We start from the raw sequence: 15,966 nt of genomic DNA on the forward strand, positions 1-15,966 counted from the left end.
AGAGGCTGTCAGGCACTGCCTTCTTTATCCATGACGCCGGGCCTTCTCTTCAGTTGCCCCACGCTTCATCACTCTCTCCAGCACTTCTGCTTCCAGTTCTGCCAGTCGTACAGAACCGAGCCGCCGTGGACGGGGAATATCCACCGCCAGATCCAGGCCGATTTTGCCTTCTTCAATTAGCAGCACTCGATCCGCCATCGCCACGGCCTCGCTCACATCATGCGTCACCAGGAGCACGGTAAAACCGTGCTCCTGCCACAGGGAAGCGATCAGATCCTGCATTTCAATGCGCGTCAGGGCATCAAGCGCCCCGAGCGGTTCGTCCAGCAGCAGCAGGCCTGGCCGGTGGATCAACGCGCGTGCCAGTGCCACACGCTGTTTTTGGCCGCCGGAGAGGGCAGCAGGCCACTCGTCCGCACGGTTTTCGAGGCCGACGGCGCGCAGCGCCTGACGTGCGTTATCCCGCCAGTTACCTTTCAGCCCCAGCCCCACGTTGTCGATAACCGTTTTCCACGGCAGCAGGCGCGCATCCTGAAACATCATGCGGGTATCGTCCTGAATATCCGCCAACGGCGTATTGCCCGCCAGCAATTCCCCGCCGTTCGGTGCCTCCAGCCCGGCAAGCAGGCGCAGCAGGGTGCTTTTGCCCCCGCCGCTGCGCCCGACAACCGCAACAAATTGTCCGGCAGGGACATGCAGATCCAGCGCGTTCAGGATAGTGTTATCGCCGTAGCGTTTGGTGACGCCGTTAAGCAGCAGCGGCGTCCCTTGGGTTAAACGAGCCGTATTCATGCGTTTGCCTCCTTCGTGGAATAGGCCGGGTTCCAGCGCAGCCAGCTACGCTCAAGCCACTGGGCGCTGACGTCGGCGAGTTTGCCGAGCAGGGCGTAAAGAATGATGGCCACCACCACCACGTCGGTTTGCAGAAATTCGCGGGCGTTCATCGCCAGATAGCCGATCCCGGAGTTGGCCGAGATGGTCTCCGCCACAATCAGCGTCAACCACATCAGACCGAGGGCGAAACGCACGCCGACCATAATCGACGGCAGCGCGCCCGGCAGGATCACGTGGACAAACAGCGCAAAGCCGGACAATCCGTAACTGCGCGCCATCTCCACCAGGCCACGGTCGATATTACGAATGCCGTGCCAAGTGTTGATGTAAATCGGGAACAGCGTGCCGAGGGCCACCAGGAAAATCTTGGCGCTCTCGTCGATGCCAAACCACAGAATTACCAGCGGGATTAACGCTAAATGCGGGACGTTACGCAGCATCTGAATTGACGTATCCAGCAAACGCTCGCCCCAGCGGGAGAGGCCGCTGATAAGCCCCAGCGTCAGGCCAATCGATCCGCCGATGGAAAAGCCTATTAGCGCACGCCAGGAGCTGATCGCCAGATGCTGCCACAGCTCACCGCTCGAACTGAGCGACCAGAACGCCTCCACCACGCCCTCCGGAGAGGGCAGAATGCGGCTCGACAACCATCCCACGGACGAGGCGATTTGCCAGACAATCACAATGCCGACGGGCAGAAACCAGGGGGCCAGACGCAGCAGCCATTTTTGGGATGGATTTGCCATACGTACCTCGTTAGCTCTGCGCGACTTTTCGCGGGATAAACTCATTCGCTACGGCTTCGCCCTGAAGCTGGAGCGCACGCGGCTGCGGGATTTCCGGGATTGCCACATCCAGATGCGGGAACAGCAGCTCGCCGACTTTGTATGCTTCTTCCAGATGCGGATAGCCAGACAAGATAAAGCTGTCGATACCCAGATCGGCATACTCGTTGATCCGCGCCGCGACCGTAGGGCCATCGCCCACCAGCGCCGTGCCTGCGCCGCCGCGAACCAGGCCAACACCAGCCCACAGATTCGGGCTGATTTCGAGATTGTCCTTGTTGCCTTTATGCAGGGAGGCCATCCGGTGCTGTCCTACGGAATCAGTCTTCGCAAAGGCTGCCTGCGCTTTGGCAATGGTGTCATCGTCCAGATGAGAAATCAGACGGTCGGCGGCCTGCCAGGCTTCGGCGTTCGTTTCTCGCACAATGACGTGCAGGCGGATGCCGAAGCGTACTTTGCGCCCATGCGCGGCGGCTTTGGCGCGCACCTGCTCAATTTTTTCTTTCACCAGCTCAGGCGGTTCGCCCCAGGTCAGATAGAGATCAACCTGTTCAGCAGCCAGATCCTGCGCGACATCTGACGATCCGCCAAAGTAGAGTGGGGGACGCGGCTGTTGCACCGGCGCAAACAGCAGTTTCGCATCGCGAACGTGGATATGTTTGCCCTCGTAGGTGACGGTTTCGCCCTCCAGCAGACGGCGCCAGACGCGGGTAAATTCCGCAGAAGCCTCGTAGCGCTCCGTGTGATCGAGGAACACGCCGTCGGCGGCCAGCTCCCGCGGATCGCTGCCGGTCACCAGGTTAAACAGGGCGCGGCCATTGGAAAGGCGATCCAGCGTCGCGGCCTGACGGGCGGCAACGGTTGGGGAGACCACGCTCGGGCGCAGAGCCACCAGGAATTTCAGGCGCTGCGTGACCGGTATCATCGAAGCGGCCACCAGCCATGCATCCTCGCAGGAGCGCCCTGTCGGGATCAGCACGCCGGTAAAACCGATTCTGTCGGCGGCCTGCGCGATTTGCTGCAGATAGCCGTAATCCACCGGGCGCGCACCCTCTTCGGTGCCAAGATAATGCCCATCACCGTGGGTCGGTAAAAACCAGAACAGATTCAGACTCATGATTTCGATCCTTCTTTGTCAGAGGGTTGCCAGATACGGTCGCGAATATCGATTTTTTTCGGCACGAGACGGTTCTCGTAGAACAGATCTGCGGTTTGCTGCTGCAGGACAGCGGTTTTCGCGTCGACGGGTTTAATCACCGTTGTCGGGCGATGATCCAGATAGCTGGCGATCACCGGCTCCGGCAGGCCCATGGTTTTGGCGAGCAGGGCGATGCTTTCCTGACGCTGACTCTGAGTCAGCGCATCCGCCTCGCTAAAGGTCTGCAGCACACCCTGAACAAAGTGGCCGTTCTTTTCCGCATACGGACGTGCGGCAAGATAGAACGAACCGGTCTGTTTCAGTGTTTCGCCATCTTTCAGCACCCGAACGCCGCCCTGCAATAAGGCGGCAGAGTAGTACGGGTCCCAGATCGCCCAGGCATCAACATTATTTTGCTGGAACGCCGCGCGGGCATCCGCCGGGGTTAAGTAGACAGGCTGAATATCCTTGAACGTCAGACCCGCCTGTTGAAGGGCGCGCAAGAGCAGGTTGTGGGAGCTTGAACCTTTCTGGAAGGCGACTTTGTGGCCTTTCAGATCGGCGACGGTTTTGATCGGGCTGTTTTCAGGCACCAGAATCACTTCCGCTTTCGGCTTTGGCGGCTCGACGCCGACATAAACCAGATCCGCTCCGGCAGCTTGCGCAAAAATAGGAGGGATGTCGCCGGTACTGCCCAAATCAATACTGCCGACGTTCAGCGCCTCCAGCATCTGCGGCCCGGCCGGGAACTCGATCCAGGAGAATTTGGTGTCCGGATAGCGCTTCTCCAGCAGCTGATGGCTTTTCGCCAGCACCATGCTGACGCTGCCTTTCTGGTATCCGATACGTAGGCTTTCAGGCGCCGGTTCCGCCGCCTGCGCAAGCGCAGAAACAGCGAACAGGGCGGTCAGAAGATATTTAAACATGGGCGACTCCTTTCAGACGGCCAAAGGCGGGGGCTTGCACATCGCGACGATGCAACGCCTGCCAGAAGGTTTCCAGCGCGCTATCAAGGCGCAGGTGCAGGTTCGGGGTGAACTGCGGTTTATGCTGGTAATCGATCACCTGAGAGTCATCGGCAAACACCCCGTGCAGGATCTCCTGGGCTTTAAGCGCATTCAGGACTGGCTTGAGGGCGTAATCCACCGCCAGCATGTGCGCAACGGTGCCGCCGGTCGCCAGTGGCAGAACCACTTTTCCCTCCAGCGCACGTTCAGGCAGGAGATCGAGCAGGGTTTTCAGCGCGCCTGAGAAAGAGGCTTTATAGATCGGTGTCGCCACGATCAGACCGTCGGCTCCTTTGAGCTGTTCGATCAGCGCCTGTAATGCCGGGCTGTCGAAGCGGGCATAAAGAAGATCTTCCGGCTCAAAGTTTTGCAAGTTCCAGTGGCACACCTCGACGTTCAGCGAGTTGAGCTGTTCGCGGGCGTATTCCAGCAGGGCGCTGGAGCGAGAAGGGAAACGCGGACTTCCGGCCAACGTGATGACGCGCATGTTTGCTCCTTATAACTATTTGTTTGCTTTTATCTAATATTCATAACAATTTTCACGAGTGTGACATTGCAGGGTTATTCCACTAAATGATTTATCTGAAATTAAAATGCCGAAAATTGCATAAGAAAGAGGCAGAAAGGAAAACGATTGCGCTTTACGATGATTTTTTGCCACAGGTCAATTCCCTTTCCTGGCGCGATCGCTGATAATCCGTGTCCGGTTTGCATACCGGAATCCAGGAGAGTTCATGTACTACCCCTTCGTTCGTAAAGCCCTTTTTCAGCTCGATCCAGAGCGCGCTCATGAATTGACATTCCAGCAGTTACGCCGCATTACAGGAACGCCTCTTGAGGCGCTGGTGCGCCAGAAAGTGCAGGAAAAACCTGTCCAGTGCATGGGCCTGACGTTTAAGAACCCACTGGGTCTGGCAGCAGGTCTCGACAAAAATGGTGAGTGCATTGACGCCCTTGGCGCGATGGGGTTTGGCTCCATCGAAGTGGGCACCGTGACGCCGCGCGCGCAGGATGGGAACGACAAGCCGCGCCTGTTCCGCCTGGTTGAAGCAGAAGGTTTGATCAACCGGATGGGCTTCAATAACCACGGTGTTGATCATCTGGTAGAGAACGTTAAAAAAGCCCATTTTGACGGTGTGCTGGGAATTAATATCGGGAAAAATAAAGATACGCCGGTTGAGCAGGGTAAAGATGACTATCTGATTTGTATGGAAAAAGTCTATGCCTATGCCGGTTATATCGCGATAAATATCTCTTCGCCAAATACCCCTGGTTTGCGTACGCTGCAATATGGTGAAGCGCTGGACGATCTGTTAAGTGCGATTAAAAATAAACAGAATGAACTCCAGGCGACCCATCATAAATATGTTCCGATCGCGGTTAAGATCGCCCCGGATCTTTCTGTCGAAGAATTGATCCAGGTTGCCGACAGTTTGGTTCGCCATAATATTGATGGTGTTATTGCCACCAATACTACGCTCGATCGCGCCCTCGTGCAGGGAATGAAAAACTGCGACGAAATGGGTGGCTTAAGTGGTCGGCCGGTACAATTAAAAAGCACCGAAATTATTCGTGCCTTGTCGGCGGAATTAAAAGGTCGCTTACCGATCATCGGCGTGGGCGGGATCGACTCTGTCATCGCGGCTCGCGAGAAGATGGCGGCAGGTGCCTCACTGGTGCAAATCTATTCCGGCTTTATTTTTAAAGGCCCACAATTGATAAAAGAAATCGTTAATCATATCTAATCTTTTCTCCATATCAGACAACCAGGGCTTTATTTCCAGCCCTGGTTGTTTTATATTCCGTCTTTGTTGCTTATTTAGACATTATGGTCTTTTATTATTGATGTTATAAACGAAGCGATAATTTGGACATTTTAAGAACAGGACGTTGTGGGGAAGGAGAGGAAAATGCGAATAAAACCTGACGATAACTGGCGCTGGTATTTTTGCGAAGAGCACGATCGAATGATGCTCGATTTAGCCAATGGTATGTTATTTCGCTCTCGTTTTGCTCGCCGAATGCTGACCCCGGATGCGTTTGCACCGTCAGGCTTTTGTGTTGACGATGCAGCCCTGTTTTTCTCTTTTGAAGAGAAATGCCGCGATCTTATTCTCTCTAAAGAGCAGCGTGCCGAGCTGGTGCTGAATGCGCTGGTGGCGATTCGCTTCCTGAAACCGCAGATGCCAAAAAGCTGGCACTTCCTCGCTCATGGTCAAGCATGGTCCCCGGTCACCGGCGATGCGGCCTGCGTCAATCTCAGCGATACTTCGGAAGAGGTGAGTTTGCTGGTGGTTGAGCCGGGCGAAAACGCCGCGCTCTGTTTGCTGGCGCAACCCGGCGTGGTGATTGCCGGGCGCACAATGCAATTGGGTGATGCGATTAAAGTGATGAACGACCGGCTTAAACCGCAACTGCGTATGGATTCCTTTAGCCTCGAACAGGCTGTTTAGCGCTCTAGCTGCAACGACGTTTTCGGAATGCAGCTACAGCACAGAATGGTACCATCTTCGCTTACGGCTGATTTCTTGAGTGCCGTCACTTCGCCATCGACCAGAGTGATGCGACAGCTTCCACAGATCCCCGCACGACACGAATAGGGCACGCGGATCCCCGCTTGTTCCAGCTGTTCAAGCAGTACCTGCTGATTATTCCCCTGTAACGTTTGCCCCTCCCACTGAAGCGTCACCTTTGTGACAGGCTGCGTTTCAGCTTCAAGCGCTTCTTCTTCCGGCCCTGGGCCGTAAACTCGGGCAGGACCCGTTGCGAGGATCTCAATCTCGTCGCCGACGCGAATCACGCCGCTGGAGCGTGGGATCAGGTTCTGACCAAAATCGACATCGCCGTTATCCTGTGCGGTGCGGAAAGACTGCAATGTTTTCAGCGGCTCGCCGGAAGGGTGTTTTTGCCCTTTTTCCGGGCTGATAGTGGTGAAAATGCAGCGGCTGCACGGTTTCACCACATCAAAGATCACGCTGCCGATACGGATCACTTTCCAGGTATCTTCTTCCCAGGCCTGTGCGCCCGTCACGACCAGATTCGGGCGGAACTGCTCCATCTGCACGCTGGCGGAACAGCGGTTTTGCAGATCGCGCAGGGAGGCGTCATTCGTCAGCAGATAGGGGAAACCGTCGGCAAAGGAGAGGGGAACGGCTTCGAAACGCTTCACGCGGCGCGTAAGCTCCGGGCCGACCCAGCGCAGCTGCACCGCGCGGGAGAAGAAACCGCTCAGCCAGGTGTTAATCTCATCCGGGGCGATGCGGGCGGTGAAATGGTTACCCCACACTTCTGTCGGGGCATCAACGGGGGCAAAATCAGTAAAGCGTGCAATCACGCTTGAGCCATCCGGCGCCGTCAAATGCAGGCCGTCGTGCAGCGGAGCCGGGATAAAACGCACCATCTGCGGGAACTGGCGGGCGGTGATGAAGGTGCCGTCCGGTTCGGTAATCATAAATATGCGATCGAAGGCAAAGCCGCTGACGTCAGCAAGCGCGTGGGTCAGGCCAATACCACGCATGGATTTGACCGGATGAATAAAAAGCCTGGATAACGTCGCCACTGTTCACGCCCTCGAACGATTTGAAAATAAGCCTTCAACTTTATGACATAGAGCGCATATTAGCTATAATGCGCAGCAATTTTCTACGAGTAATAAGTGACGATATGAATTCTCTGTTTGCCAGTACGGCCCGTGGGCTGGAAGAGCTGTTAAAAACTGAACTGGAAAGCCTTGGCGCGCTTGAGTGTCAGGTGGTTCAGGGTGGTGTCCACTTTGAGGGCGACACACGGCTTATTTACCAGAGCCTGATGTGGAGTCGCCTGGCGTCGCGCATCATGTTGCCGCTGGGTGCCTGCAAGGTCTACAGCGACCTTGATCTGTATCTCGGCGTGCAAGCGATCGACTGGACAGAGATTTTCGCCCCGGGTGCGACCTTTGCCGTGCATTTCAGCGGGCTGAACGACGAAATCCGTAATAGCCAGTACGGTGCACTGAAGGTGAAAGACGCCATCGTCGACAGCTTCACGCGTAAAAATCTTGAGCGCCCGAACGTCGATCGTGAAAATCCCGATCTGCGCATCAACGTGTGGCTCAATAAAGAGACCGCCAATATTTCTCTGGATCTCTGCGGCGAAGGCCTGCACCAGCGCGGTTACCGCGATCGCGCCGGTATTGCGCCGATCAAAGAAAACCTGGCTGCGGCCATTGTGATGCGCTCTGGCTGGCTGCCGGGCACGCCGATGATCGACCCAATGTGCGGTTCCGGCACCTTGCTGATTGAAGCGGCCATGCTGGCCACCGACCGCGCGCCAGGATTGCATCGCGGGCAGTGGGGCTTTAGCGGCTGGGCACAGCATGACGACGCCATCTGGAAAGAGGTCAAAGCCGAAGCACAGGTCCGTGCACGTAAAGGCCTGGCTGATTACACTTCCCGTTTCTACGGCTCGGACAGCGACGCTCGCGTAATTGAACGCGCGCGCAGCAACGCCCGCCGCGCTGGTATCGGCGAACTGATCGACTTCGAGGTGAAAGACGTCTCCCAGTTAACCAACCCGCTGCCGAAAGGCCCTTACGGTACGGTGATCAGTAACCCGCCGTACGGCGAACGTCTCGATAGCGAACCGGCACTGATTGCGCTGCACAGCCTGCTCGGTCGCACCATGAAAGATTATTTCGGCGGCTGGAATCTGTCGCTGTTTAGCGGTTCTCCTGAGCTGCTAAGCTGCCTCCAGCTCCGCGCCGAGCGTCAGTTCAAAGCTAAAAACGGCCCGCTGGACTGCGTACAGAAAAACTACCATCTGACCGAGAAAGATGGCGACAGCAAGCCATCAACGGTGGCAGAAGACTACGCTAACCGTCTGCGTAAGAATCTGAAGAAATTCGAAAAATGGGCGAAACAGGAAGGCATTGAATGCTATCGCATTTACGATGCCGATTTGCCGGAATATAACGTTGCGGTAGACCGCTATGCGGACTGGGTCGTGGTGCAGGAATACGCTGCGCCGAAAACCATTGATGCCCAAAAAGCGCGCCAGCGTTTGCTGGACATCATCGCGGCGACAATTGGCGTGATGGGCATTGCGCCGAACAAACTGGTCCTGAAGACCCGTGAGCGTCAGAAAGGGACCAATCAGTATCAGAAAATGGGCGATAAGGGCGACTTTATCGAGGTGGGCGAATACAATGCGCGCCTGTGGGTGAACCTGACAGACTATCTCGACACCGGTCTGTTCCTCGATCACCGTATTGCGCGTCGTATGCTGGGCCAGATGAGCAAAGGGAAAGACTTCCTGAACCTGTTCGCTTATACCGGCAGCGCCAGCGTTCATGCGGGCCTGGGCGGTGCGCGTAGCACCACCACGGTAGACATGTCGCGTACCTATCTGGAGTGGGCGGAGCGCAACCTGCGTCTCAACGGCCTGACCGGTCGTCAGCATCGTCTGCTGCAGGCCGATGTACTGGGCTGGCTGCGCGATACGGATGAACAGTTCGATCTGATCTTCATCGATCCGCCGACCTTCTCCAACTCCAAGCGTATGGAAGACACCTTCGACGTTCAGCGCGATCACCTGCGTCTGATGACCGACCTGAAACGTCTGCTGCGTAAAGGCGGCACCATTATGTTCTCGAACAACAAACGCGGCTTCCGCATGGACAATGACGGGCTGGAAAAACTGGGGCTGAAAGCACAAGAAATCAGTCAAAAAACGCTGTCTCAGGACTTCGCCCGTAACCGTCAAATTCACAACTGCTGGTTAATTACCGCAGTCTGAAAGGAAATTTAAATGTCATTAATTAGCATGCACGGCGCATGGCTGTCCTTCAGCGATGCGCCACTTCTCGACGATACAGAATTGCACATCGAAGACAACGAACGCGTCTGTCTGGTGGGCCGTAACGGCGCGGGTAAATCCACGCTGATGAAGATCCTCAACCGTGAGCAGGGCCTGGACGATGGGCGTATCGTCTATGAGCAGGATCTGATCGTTTCTCGTCTGCAACAGGATCCGCCGCGCAACGTCGCGGGCAGCGTCTATGATTTTGTCGCCGAAGGGATCTCCGAGCAGGCCGAATACCTGAAGGGGTATCACGATATTTCGCATCTGGTGATGACCGATCCGAGCGAAAAAAACCTCAACGAGATGGCGCGCCTGCAGGATTTGCTGGATCACCACGGCCTGTGGCAGCTGGAAGACCGCATCAATGAAGTGCTGGAGCAGCTTGGCCTTGAGGCCGATATGGCGCTGGCTTCTCTGTCTGGTGGCTGGCTGCGTAAAGCGGCGCTGGGCCGCGCACTGGTCTGCGGGCCAAAAGTGCTACTGCTCGATGAACCGACGAACCACCTGGATATCGAAACCATCGACTGGCTGGAAGGGTTCCTGAAAACCTTCAATGGCACCATTATCTTTATCTCGCACGACCGTTCGTTTATCCGCAATATGGCCACCCGTATTGTCGATCTCGATCGTGGCAAGCTGGTCACGTATCCGGGCGATTACGACACTTATCTGCTGGAAAAAGAAGAGAACCTGCGCGTTGAAGAGCTGCAAAACGCCGAGTTTGATCGCAAACTGGCGCAGGAAGAGGTGTGGATCCGTCAGGGCATCAAAGCACGTCGTACGCGTAACGAAGGCCGCGTGCGTGCGCTGAAAGCGATGCGTAACGAACGCAGCCAGCGCCGTGAAGTGATGGGCAGCGCGAAGATGCAGGTCGAAGAGGCCTCTCGTTCCGGCAAAATTGTCTTCGAAATGGAAAACGTGAACTACCAGGTCGACGGCAAAGTGCTGGTGACCGATTTCTCCGCGCAGGTTCAGCGCGGCGATAAAATTGCGCTGATCGGCCCGAACGGCTGCGGTAAATCCACGCTACTGAAACTGATGCTCGGCCAGTTACAGGCTGACAGCGGCCGTGTTCACTGCGGGACCAAACTGGAAGTGGCCTATTTCGATCAGCACCGTACTGAGCTTGATCCTGAAAGAACGGTGATGGATAACCTGGCAGAGGGCAAGCAAGAGGTGATGGTTAACGGGAAACCGCGCCATGTGCTGGGCTATCTGCAGGACTTCCTGTTCCATCCAAAACGCGCCATGACGCCTGTTCGCGCGCTCTCCGGTGGGGAACGTAACCGACTTCTGCTGGCGCGTTTGTTCCTGAAACCCAGCAACCTGTTGATTCTCGATGAACCGACGAACGATCTGGATGTCGAAACCCTGGAACTGCTCGAAGAGCTGATCGACGGCTATCAAGGCACCGTGATGCTGGTGAGCCACGACCGTCAGTTTGTGGACAACACCGTCACCGAATGCTGGATTTTTGAAGGCGAAGGTCGTATTGGTCAGTATGTGGGCGGTTATCAGGACGCGCGTGGGCAACAGGCGCAATCCTTGGCGCATAAACAGTCCAAATCTAAAACGGGCTCGCAACCGTCTGTCGCAAAAGCAGAAACTGTCAAAAAGCCGACGGTTAAAATGAGCTATAACCTGCAGCGCGAACTGGAAGGGTTGCCGCAGCGTCTTGAAGAGCTGGAAACGCAACTGGAATCATTACAGGCTCAAGTTGCTGATGCATCCTTCTTTAGCCAGCCACACGACTATACTCAGAAAATATTGGCAGAGCTTTCCCAGGCCGAAAAGGCGCTGGAAGAGGCATTTGAGCGCTGGGAGTACCTTGAGGCACTCAAAAACGGCGCATAAACAGGGATACCCGATGTGTGATCAGCACCATGCCGACCGGCATATTTTATGCTCGCAATGCGATATGCTCGTGGCGCTGCCTGAGATGGGTCACGGACATAAGGCGGCATGCCCCCGTTGTGGGGCAACGCTGACGACAGAGTGGGACGCGCCAAGGCAGCGTCCCACTGCTTATGCGCTTGCGGCACTGTTTATGCTGCTGCTCTCGAATCTTTTTCCGTTCATCTATATGAAAGTCGGCGGGATGACCAGCGAAGTCAATTTGCTGGAGATCCCAGGCGTCATGTTCTCGGAAGATTACGCCAGCCTTGGTACCTTCTTTCTTCTCTTTGTGCAAATCGTTCCGGCGTTTTGTCTGGTCGTGATTTTACTGCTGGTAAACCGCGTCCGGATGCCCATTAAAGTCAAAATCCTGCTTGCCCGAATTCTTTTCCAGCTGAAAAGCTGGGGGATGGCGGAGATTTTCCTCGCGGGGATTCTGGTCAGTTTTGTGAAGCTGATGGCCTATGGCGACGTCGGCATCGGCAGCAGTTTTGTTCCCTGGTGTCTGTACTGCATGCTACAGCTGCGCGCCTTCCAGTGCGTCGACCGTCGCTGGGCCTGGGATGATATTGCGCCTGCGCCAACGCTAAACCAGACGGTTAAAGTGGGCGTGCCCGGGATTCGCCAGGGATTACGCTCCTGTACGTGCTGCACCGCCATTCTGCCTGCTGATGTGGAAGAGTGCCCGCGTTGTGGCACCAAGGGGCATGTGCGGCGCAAAAACAGTCTGCAATGGACGATGGCCTTACTGGTCACCTCCATCATGCTTTATCTGCCGGCCAATATTTTACCCATCATGATCACCGATCTGCTGGGAGATAAAATGCCTTCGACGATCCTGGCCGGGGTGGTGTTGCTGTGGGGCGAGGGATCTTATCCGGTGGCGATGGTGATTTTCATTGCCAGTATTATGGTTCCCACCTTAAAGATGATCGCGATTGCCTGGCTGTGCTGGGATGCCAAAGGCCATGGAAAGCGCGACAGCGAACGCATGCATCTGATTTATGAAGTCGTCGAATTTGTTGGCCGTTGGTCAATGATCGACGTGTTTGTGATTGCCGTTCTCTCCGCGCTGGTGCGCATGGGTGGACTGATGAGTATTTATCCCGCTATGGGCGCGCTGATGTTTGCGTTGGTCGTTGTCATGACGATGTTTGCGGCCCTGACTTTCGATCCGCGTTTATCCTGGGATCGTGAGCCAGAGTCAAGCCATGAGGAAGAGTGAAAGCATGGAAAATAAGAGTGGAGAGGCGAAAGTGCAGAAGGTCAAGAACTGGTCGCCGGTGTGGATCTTCCCCATCGTCACAGCGCTGATCGGAGCCTGGATCCTGTTTTATCATTACAGCCATCAAGGGCCGGAAGTGACGCTGATCACGACTAACGCCGAAGGCATTGAAGGGGGCAAAACCACCATCAAGAGCCGCAGCGTTGACGTGGGTGTCGTCGAGAGTGCGACGCTGACTGACGATCTCACGCACGTTGAAATCAAAGCGCGCCTTCATTCCGGCATGGAGAAGCTGCTGCATGGCGATTCCGTCTTCTGGGTGGTCAAACCGCAGGTAGGACGCGAAGGGATCAGCGGCCTGGGTACGCTGCTTTCCGGGGCTTACATTGAGCTTCAGCCCGGCGCGAAGGGCAGCCAGCCTGGACATTATCAACTGCTGGATGCACCGCCGCTTGCGCCGCCAGACGCGAAAGGTATTCGCGTGACCCTCGACAGCAAGAAAGCGGGGCAGCTCAGCCCTGGCGATCCGGTGCTGTTCCGTGGTTACCGCGTGGGCTCGGTGGAAACCAGTACCTTCGATGCGCAAAAACGCACTATCAGCTATCAGCTGTTTATCAATGCGCCAAACGACCGTCTGGTGACCAGCAACGTACGCTTCTGGAAAGACAGCGGTATCGCGGTGGATCTGACGTCGGCGGGGATGCGCGTAGAGATGGGTTCTCTGACCACGCTGTTTGGCGGCGGGGTGAGTTTTGATGTGCCTGAGGGAATTGATCTGGGGCAGCCGGTCGCGCCGAAAACCGCGTTCAGACTGTTTGACGATCAGAAAAGCATTCAGGATGCGCTCTATACCGATCATGTCGACTATCTGATGTTCTTCAAGGACTCTGTTCGCGGCCTGCAGCCAGGTGCGCCGGTAGAATTCCGCGGTATCCGCCTGGGTACAGTAGGTCAGGTGCCGTACTTTGTGCCGGGTCTGAATCAGGTACTGGATGACGACTATCGTATCCCAGTGTTGATTCGCATTGAACCAGAACGGTTACTGGCCCAGATTGGTCAGAACCAGGATATCGGTACGCATATTAATCAGCTGTTGAGTCGCGGGTTACGTGGCTCGCTGAAAACCGGCAACCTGGTGACGGGCGCCCTGTATGTGGATATGGACTTTTATCCGAAAGCGCCAGCGATTACCGGTGCGCGTGAATTCGGTGGTTATACCATTATCCCAACCGTCAGCAGCGGTCTGGCGCAGATCCAGCAGCGCCTGATGGAGACTCTGGATAAGATTAACAACCTGCCGTTGAATCCAATGCTTGAGCAAGCGACCAACAGCCTGACGGAAAGCCAGGCCACGATGCGTCGTCTGCAAACCACTCTGGATAACATCAACAAAATTACGGCTAACCAGTCGATGCAGCAGCTTCCGCAGGATATGCAGAAAACGCTGCGTGAGCTTAACCGCAGTATGCAAGGCTTCCAGCCAGGTTCGGCGGCGTATAACAAGATGGTAGCGGATATGCAGCGCCTGGATCAGGTCCTGCGCGAACTGCAGCCGGTTCTGAAAACGCTGAATGAGAAGAGCAACGCGCTGGTATTTGAAGCGAAGGACAAAAAAGATCCTGAGCCGAAGAGGGCAAAATAATGAAAAAATGGCTATTAATCGTCGGAGCACTGGTTTTAACGGCCTGTAGTTCAGGAAGCGATACCAAGAGTTACTACCAGTTGCCGATGGGGGCTCAGACGGGCGGGCAAAGCAGCGCCAGCCAGGGGCATCGCCTGCTGTGGGTTGAGCAGGTCACGATCCCGGATTCCCTCGCCGGCAACGGCGTGGTGTATCAGACCAGCGACGTGCAGTATGTAATTGCGAATAACAATCTGTGGGCCAGCCCGCTGGATCAACAGCTGCGCAATACGCTGGTGGCGAACCTGAGCAGCCAGCTTCCGGGATGGGTTGTTGCCTCACAGCCTCTGGGCAGCGACCAGGATACCCTCAACGTCAATGTGACGGGTTTCCATGGACGCTACGATGGCAAGGTAGTGATCAGCGGTGAGTGGCTGCTGAACCATCAGGGGCAGCTGATTAAGCGCCCGTTCCATCTTGAGCTGAAACAGCAGGAGGATGGTTACGACGCTATGGTGAAAGCCCTGGCCCAGGGCTGGGCACAGGAATCTGCCAGCATCGCCCAGGAGATTTCTCGCCTGCCATAAGCAAAATTCATGATGTTAAGCCGCCATCCGCGTTTCGCTGATGGCGGCTTTTTTTTCGGTTTTTGTTCAGGCTGTTACTTGTTCCAGCTCACAATTTTTGTACAAATGATCTTCTGTGTAGCTCACAAATATGACACTGGCGTGAATTTTGCGCATTGACGCATGGCGTGATTCGGGTTATTCGTTATCTGTGTTTGCACGTTTTGCATACACTGTTTTCTTTCCACCAGACCAAAGAATGAGGGAAACGAGGCATGAAGAGACAGAAACGAGATCGCCTGGAAAGGGCTCATCAACGTGGTTATCAGGCTGGCATCGCTGGACGCTCAAAAGAAATGTGTCCTTATCAGACGATAAATCAAAGGTCACAATGGCTGGGAGGCTGGCGAGAAGCCATCGGAGACAGGGTACTTCTTGCTTGATAACGTCTCTTTAAAAAACAGAAACCTCCGCCATGCGGAGGTTTCGCCTTAGTTGCTTAAGACCGACTTAAGCAAAATCAGAACGCGGAAGTGTCCTGGAACAGACCGACTTTCAGGTCACTGGCGGTATAGATCACACGGCCATCAACCAGCACTTCGCCGTCTGCCAGACCCATCACCAGACGACGGTTCACGATGCGTTTGAAGTGAATACGGTAGGTAACTTTCTTCGCGGAAGGCAGAACCTGACCGGTGAATTTCACTTCACCCACGCCCAGCGCGCGGCCTTTGCCTTCGCCGCCCAGCCAGCCGAGATAGAAGCCAACCAACTGCCACATCGCATCCAGGCCTAAACAGCCAGGCATTACCGGATCGCCGATAAAGTGGCAACCGAAGAACCACAGGTCTGGATTGATATCGAGTTCCGCTTCCACGTAACCCTTGTCAAAGTTGCCGCCGGTTTCGGTCATTTTCACGACACGGTCCATCATCAGCATGCTAGGTGCCGGTAACTGCGGGCCTTTAGCGCCGAACAGTTCACCACGACCAGAGGCAAGAAGATCTTCTTTTGTATAGGATTCGCGTTTATCTACCATGTTCTCAGTAAGCCTTA

Annotated in this window: 15 protein-coding genes; 8 read left to right on the forward strand and 7 right to left on the reverse strand. The window is 55.5% G+C overall.

Going from position 1 to position 15,966, the window contains the following annotated elements:
• Positions 1 to 24: 24 nt before the first annotated feature.
• The 5 genes from ssuB to ssuE are packed head-to-tail and all read right to left on the reverse strand — an operon-like array spanning position 25 to position 4,251.
• Positions 25 to 792 carry an aliphatic sulfonates ABC transporter ATP-binding protein gene (gene ssuB / locus ETG88_RS00635; protein WP_100780700.1) on the reverse strand — a complete coding sequence of 256 codons (768 nt, stop codon included), beginning with the start codon at positions 790 to 792 and terminating at the stop codon, positions 25 to 27.
• Entirely contained in the window at positions 789 to 1,580 is a 792-nt protein-coding gene (ssuC, locus tag ETG88_RS00640; RefSeq protein WP_100780699.1) for an aliphatic sulfonate ABC transporter permease SsuC, read from the reverse strand. The genes ssuB and ssuC overlap by 4 nt, the downstream gene beginning before the upstream one ends.
• Before the next feature lie 10 nt (positions 1,581 to 1,590).
• Positions 1,591 to 2,736 carry an FMNH2-dependent alkanesulfonate monooxygenase gene (ssuD, locus tag ETG88_RS00645; protein ID WP_129034342.1) on the reverse strand — a complete coding sequence of 382 codons (1,146 nt, stop codon included), beginning with the start codon at positions 2,734 to 2,736 and terminating at the stop codon, positions 1,591 to 1,593.
• Positions 2,733 to 3,683: a sulfonate ABC transporter substrate-binding protein gene (locus ETG88_RS00650; RefSeq protein WP_129034343.1), complete on the reverse strand. Its 951-nt coding sequence runs from the start codon at positions 3,681 to 3,683 to the stop codon at positions 2,733 to 2,735. The genes ssuD and ETG88_RS00650 overlap by 4 nt, the downstream gene beginning before the upstream one ends.
• Positions 3,676 to 4,251, reverse strand: coding sequence for an NADPH-dependent FMN reductase (gene ssuE / locus ETG88_RS00655; RefSeq protein WP_100780696.1), 576 nt, complete (start codon positions 4,249 to 4,251; stop codon positions 3,676 to 3,678). The genes ETG88_RS00650 and ssuE overlap by 8 nt, the downstream gene beginning before the upstream one ends.
• Before the next feature lie 247 nt (positions 4,252 to 4,498).
• On the opposite strand from ssuE, the gene pyrD reads away from it, so the two are divergent.
• Entirely contained in the window at positions 4,499 to 5,509 is a 1,011-nt protein-coding gene (gene pyrD / locus ETG88_RS00660; RefSeq protein ID WP_102105596.1) for a quinone-dependent dihydroorotate dehydrogenase, read from the forward strand.
• Between the two features lie 165 nt (positions 5,510 to 5,674).
• On the forward strand, positions 5,675 to 6,217 hold the full coding sequence (gene zapC, locus ETG88_RS00665) for a cell division protein ZapC (protein WP_100780694.1): 543 nt from the start codon (positions 5,675 to 5,677) through the stop codon (positions 6,215 to 6,217).
• On the opposite strand, the gene ETG88_RS00670 is transcribed toward zapC, so the two are convergent.
• A complete protein-coding gene (locus ETG88_RS00670; protein ID WP_129034344.1) occupies positions 6,214 to 7,323 on the reverse strand; it encodes a YcbX family protein in 1,110 nt (369 codons plus the stop codon). The two genes, zapC and ETG88_RS00670, sit on opposite strands and share 4 nt — an antisense overlap.
• Before the next feature lie 104 nt (positions 7,324 to 7,427).
• Here ETG88_RS00670 and rlmKL point away from each other — a divergent pair, with 104 nt between their 5' ends.
• From rlmKL to rmf, 6 genes are all read left to right on the forward strand, one after another.
• On the forward strand, positions 7,428 to 9,536 hold the full coding sequence (rlmKL, locus tag ETG88_RS00675; RefSeq protein WP_107703922.1) for a bifunctional 23S rRNA (guanine(2069)-N(7))-methyltransferase RlmK/23S rRNA (guanine(2445)-N(2))-methyltransferase RlmL: 2,109 nt from the start codon (positions 7,428 to 7,430) through the stop codon (positions 9,534 to 9,536).
• Positions 9,537 to 9,548: 12 nt separating this feature from the next.
• The gene (locus ETG88_RS00680; protein WP_129034345.1) at positions 9,549 to 11,456 is read left to right on the forward strand and encodes an ABC transporter ATP-binding protein; all 1,908 of its coding nucleotides are present in this window, start codon (positions 9,549 to 9,551) and stop codon (positions 11,454 to 11,456) included.
• A gap of 13 nt (positions 11,457 to 11,469) precedes the next feature.
• Positions 11,470 to 12,723, forward strand: coding sequence for a membrane integrity-associated transporter subunit PqiA (gene pqiA, locus ETG88_RS00685; protein WP_100780690.1), 1,254 nt, complete (start codon positions 11,470 to 11,472; stop codon positions 12,721 to 12,723).
• A gap of 4 nt (positions 12,724 to 12,727) precedes the next feature.
• On the forward strand, positions 12,728 to 14,365 hold the full coding sequence (gene pqiB / locus ETG88_RS00690; RefSeq protein ID WP_129034346.1) for an intermembrane transport protein PqiB: 1,638 nt from the start codon (positions 12,728 to 12,730) through the stop codon (positions 14,363 to 14,365).
• Complete coding sequence (gene pqiC, locus ETG88_RS00695; RefSeq protein WP_129034347.1) at positions 14,365 to 14,931, forward strand: membrane integrity-associated transporter subunit PqiC; 567 nt, start codon at positions 14,365 to 14,367, stop codon at positions 14,929 to 14,931. Before pqiB ends, pqiC begins: the two co-directional genes overlap by 1 nt.
• 254 nt (positions 14,932 to 15,185) lie before the next feature.
• Positions 15,186 to 15,353 (forward strand): ribosome modulation factor, encoded by a 168-nt coding sequence (rmf, locus tag ETG88_RS00700; RefSeq protein WP_100780687.1) that lies wholly within the window; start codon positions 15,186 to 15,188, stop codon positions 15,351 to 15,353.
• 77 nt (positions 15,354 to 15,430) lie between these two features.
• Here the strand turns inward: rmf and fabA are convergent, their stop codons facing one another.
• Positions 15,431 to 15,949 carry a bifunctional 3-hydroxydecanoyl-ACP dehydratase/trans-2-decenoyl-ACP isomerase gene (gene fabA / locus ETG88_RS00705; protein ID WP_064325594.1) on the reverse strand — a complete coding sequence of 173 codons (519 nt, stop codon included), beginning with the start codon at positions 15,947 to 15,949 and terminating at the stop codon, positions 15,431 to 15,433.
• Positions 15,950 to 15,966: the final 17 nt, after the last annotated feature.

Source organism: Lelliottia nimipressuralis (assembly GCF_004115925.1).
Taxonomy (GTDB): Bacteria; Pseudomonadota; Gammaproteobacteria; order Enterobacterales; family Enterobacteriaceae; genus Enterobacter; species Enterobacter nimipressuralis.

Coding starts and splice junctions, on each gene's coding strand:
- pyrD (WP_102105596.1), top strand. CDS start 4,499: ATGTACTACCCCTTCGTTCGTAAAGCCCTTTTTCAGCTCGATCCAGAG.
- ssuB (WP_100780700.1), bottom strand. CDS start 792: ATGAATACGGCTCGTTTAACCCAAGGGACGCCGCTGCTGCTTAACGGC.
- ETG88_RS00680 (WP_129034345.1), top strand. CDS start 9,549: ATGTCATTAATTAGCATGCACGGCGCATGGCTGTCCTTCAGCGATGCG.
- rmf (WP_100780687.1), top strand. CDS start 15,186: ATGAAGAGACAGAAACGAGATCGCCTGGAAAGGGCTCATCAACGTGGT.
- ssuD (WP_129034342.1), bottom strand. CDS start 2,736: ATGAGTCTGAATCTGTTCTGGTTTTTACCGACCCACGGTGATGGGCAT.
- fabA (WP_064325594.1), bottom strand. CDS start 15,949: ATGGTAGATAAACGCGAATCCTATACAAAAGAAGATCTTCTTGCCTCT.
- pqiC (WP_129034347.1), top strand. CDS start 14,365: ATGAAAAAATGGCTATTAATCGTCGGAGCACTGGTTTTAACGGCCTGT.
- zapC (WP_100780694.1), top strand. CDS start 5,675: ATGCGAATAAAACCTGACGATAACTGGCGCTGGTATTTTTGCGAAGAG.
- pqiA (WP_100780690.1), top strand. CDS start 11,470: ATGTGTGATCAGCACCATGCCGACCGGCATATTTTATGCTCGCAATGC.
- ssuC (WP_100780699.1), bottom strand. CDS start 1,580: ATGGCAAATCCATCCCAAAAATGGCTGCTGCGTCTGGCCCCCTGGTTT.
- pqiB (WP_129034346.1), top strand. CDS start 12,728: ATGGAAAATAAGAGTGGAGAGGCGAAAGTGCAGAAGGTCAAGAACTGG.
- rlmKL (WP_107703922.1), top strand. CDS start 7,428: ATGAATTCTCTGTTTGCCAGTACGGCCCGTGGGCTGGAAGAGCTGTTA.
- ssuE (WP_100780696.1), bottom strand. CDS start 4,251: ATGCGCGTCATCACGTTGGCCGGAAGTCCGCGTTTCCCTTCTCGCTCC.
- ETG88_RS00650 (WP_129034343.1), bottom strand. CDS start 3,683: ATGTTTAAATATCTTCTGACCGCCCTGTTCGCTGTTTCTGCGCTTGCG.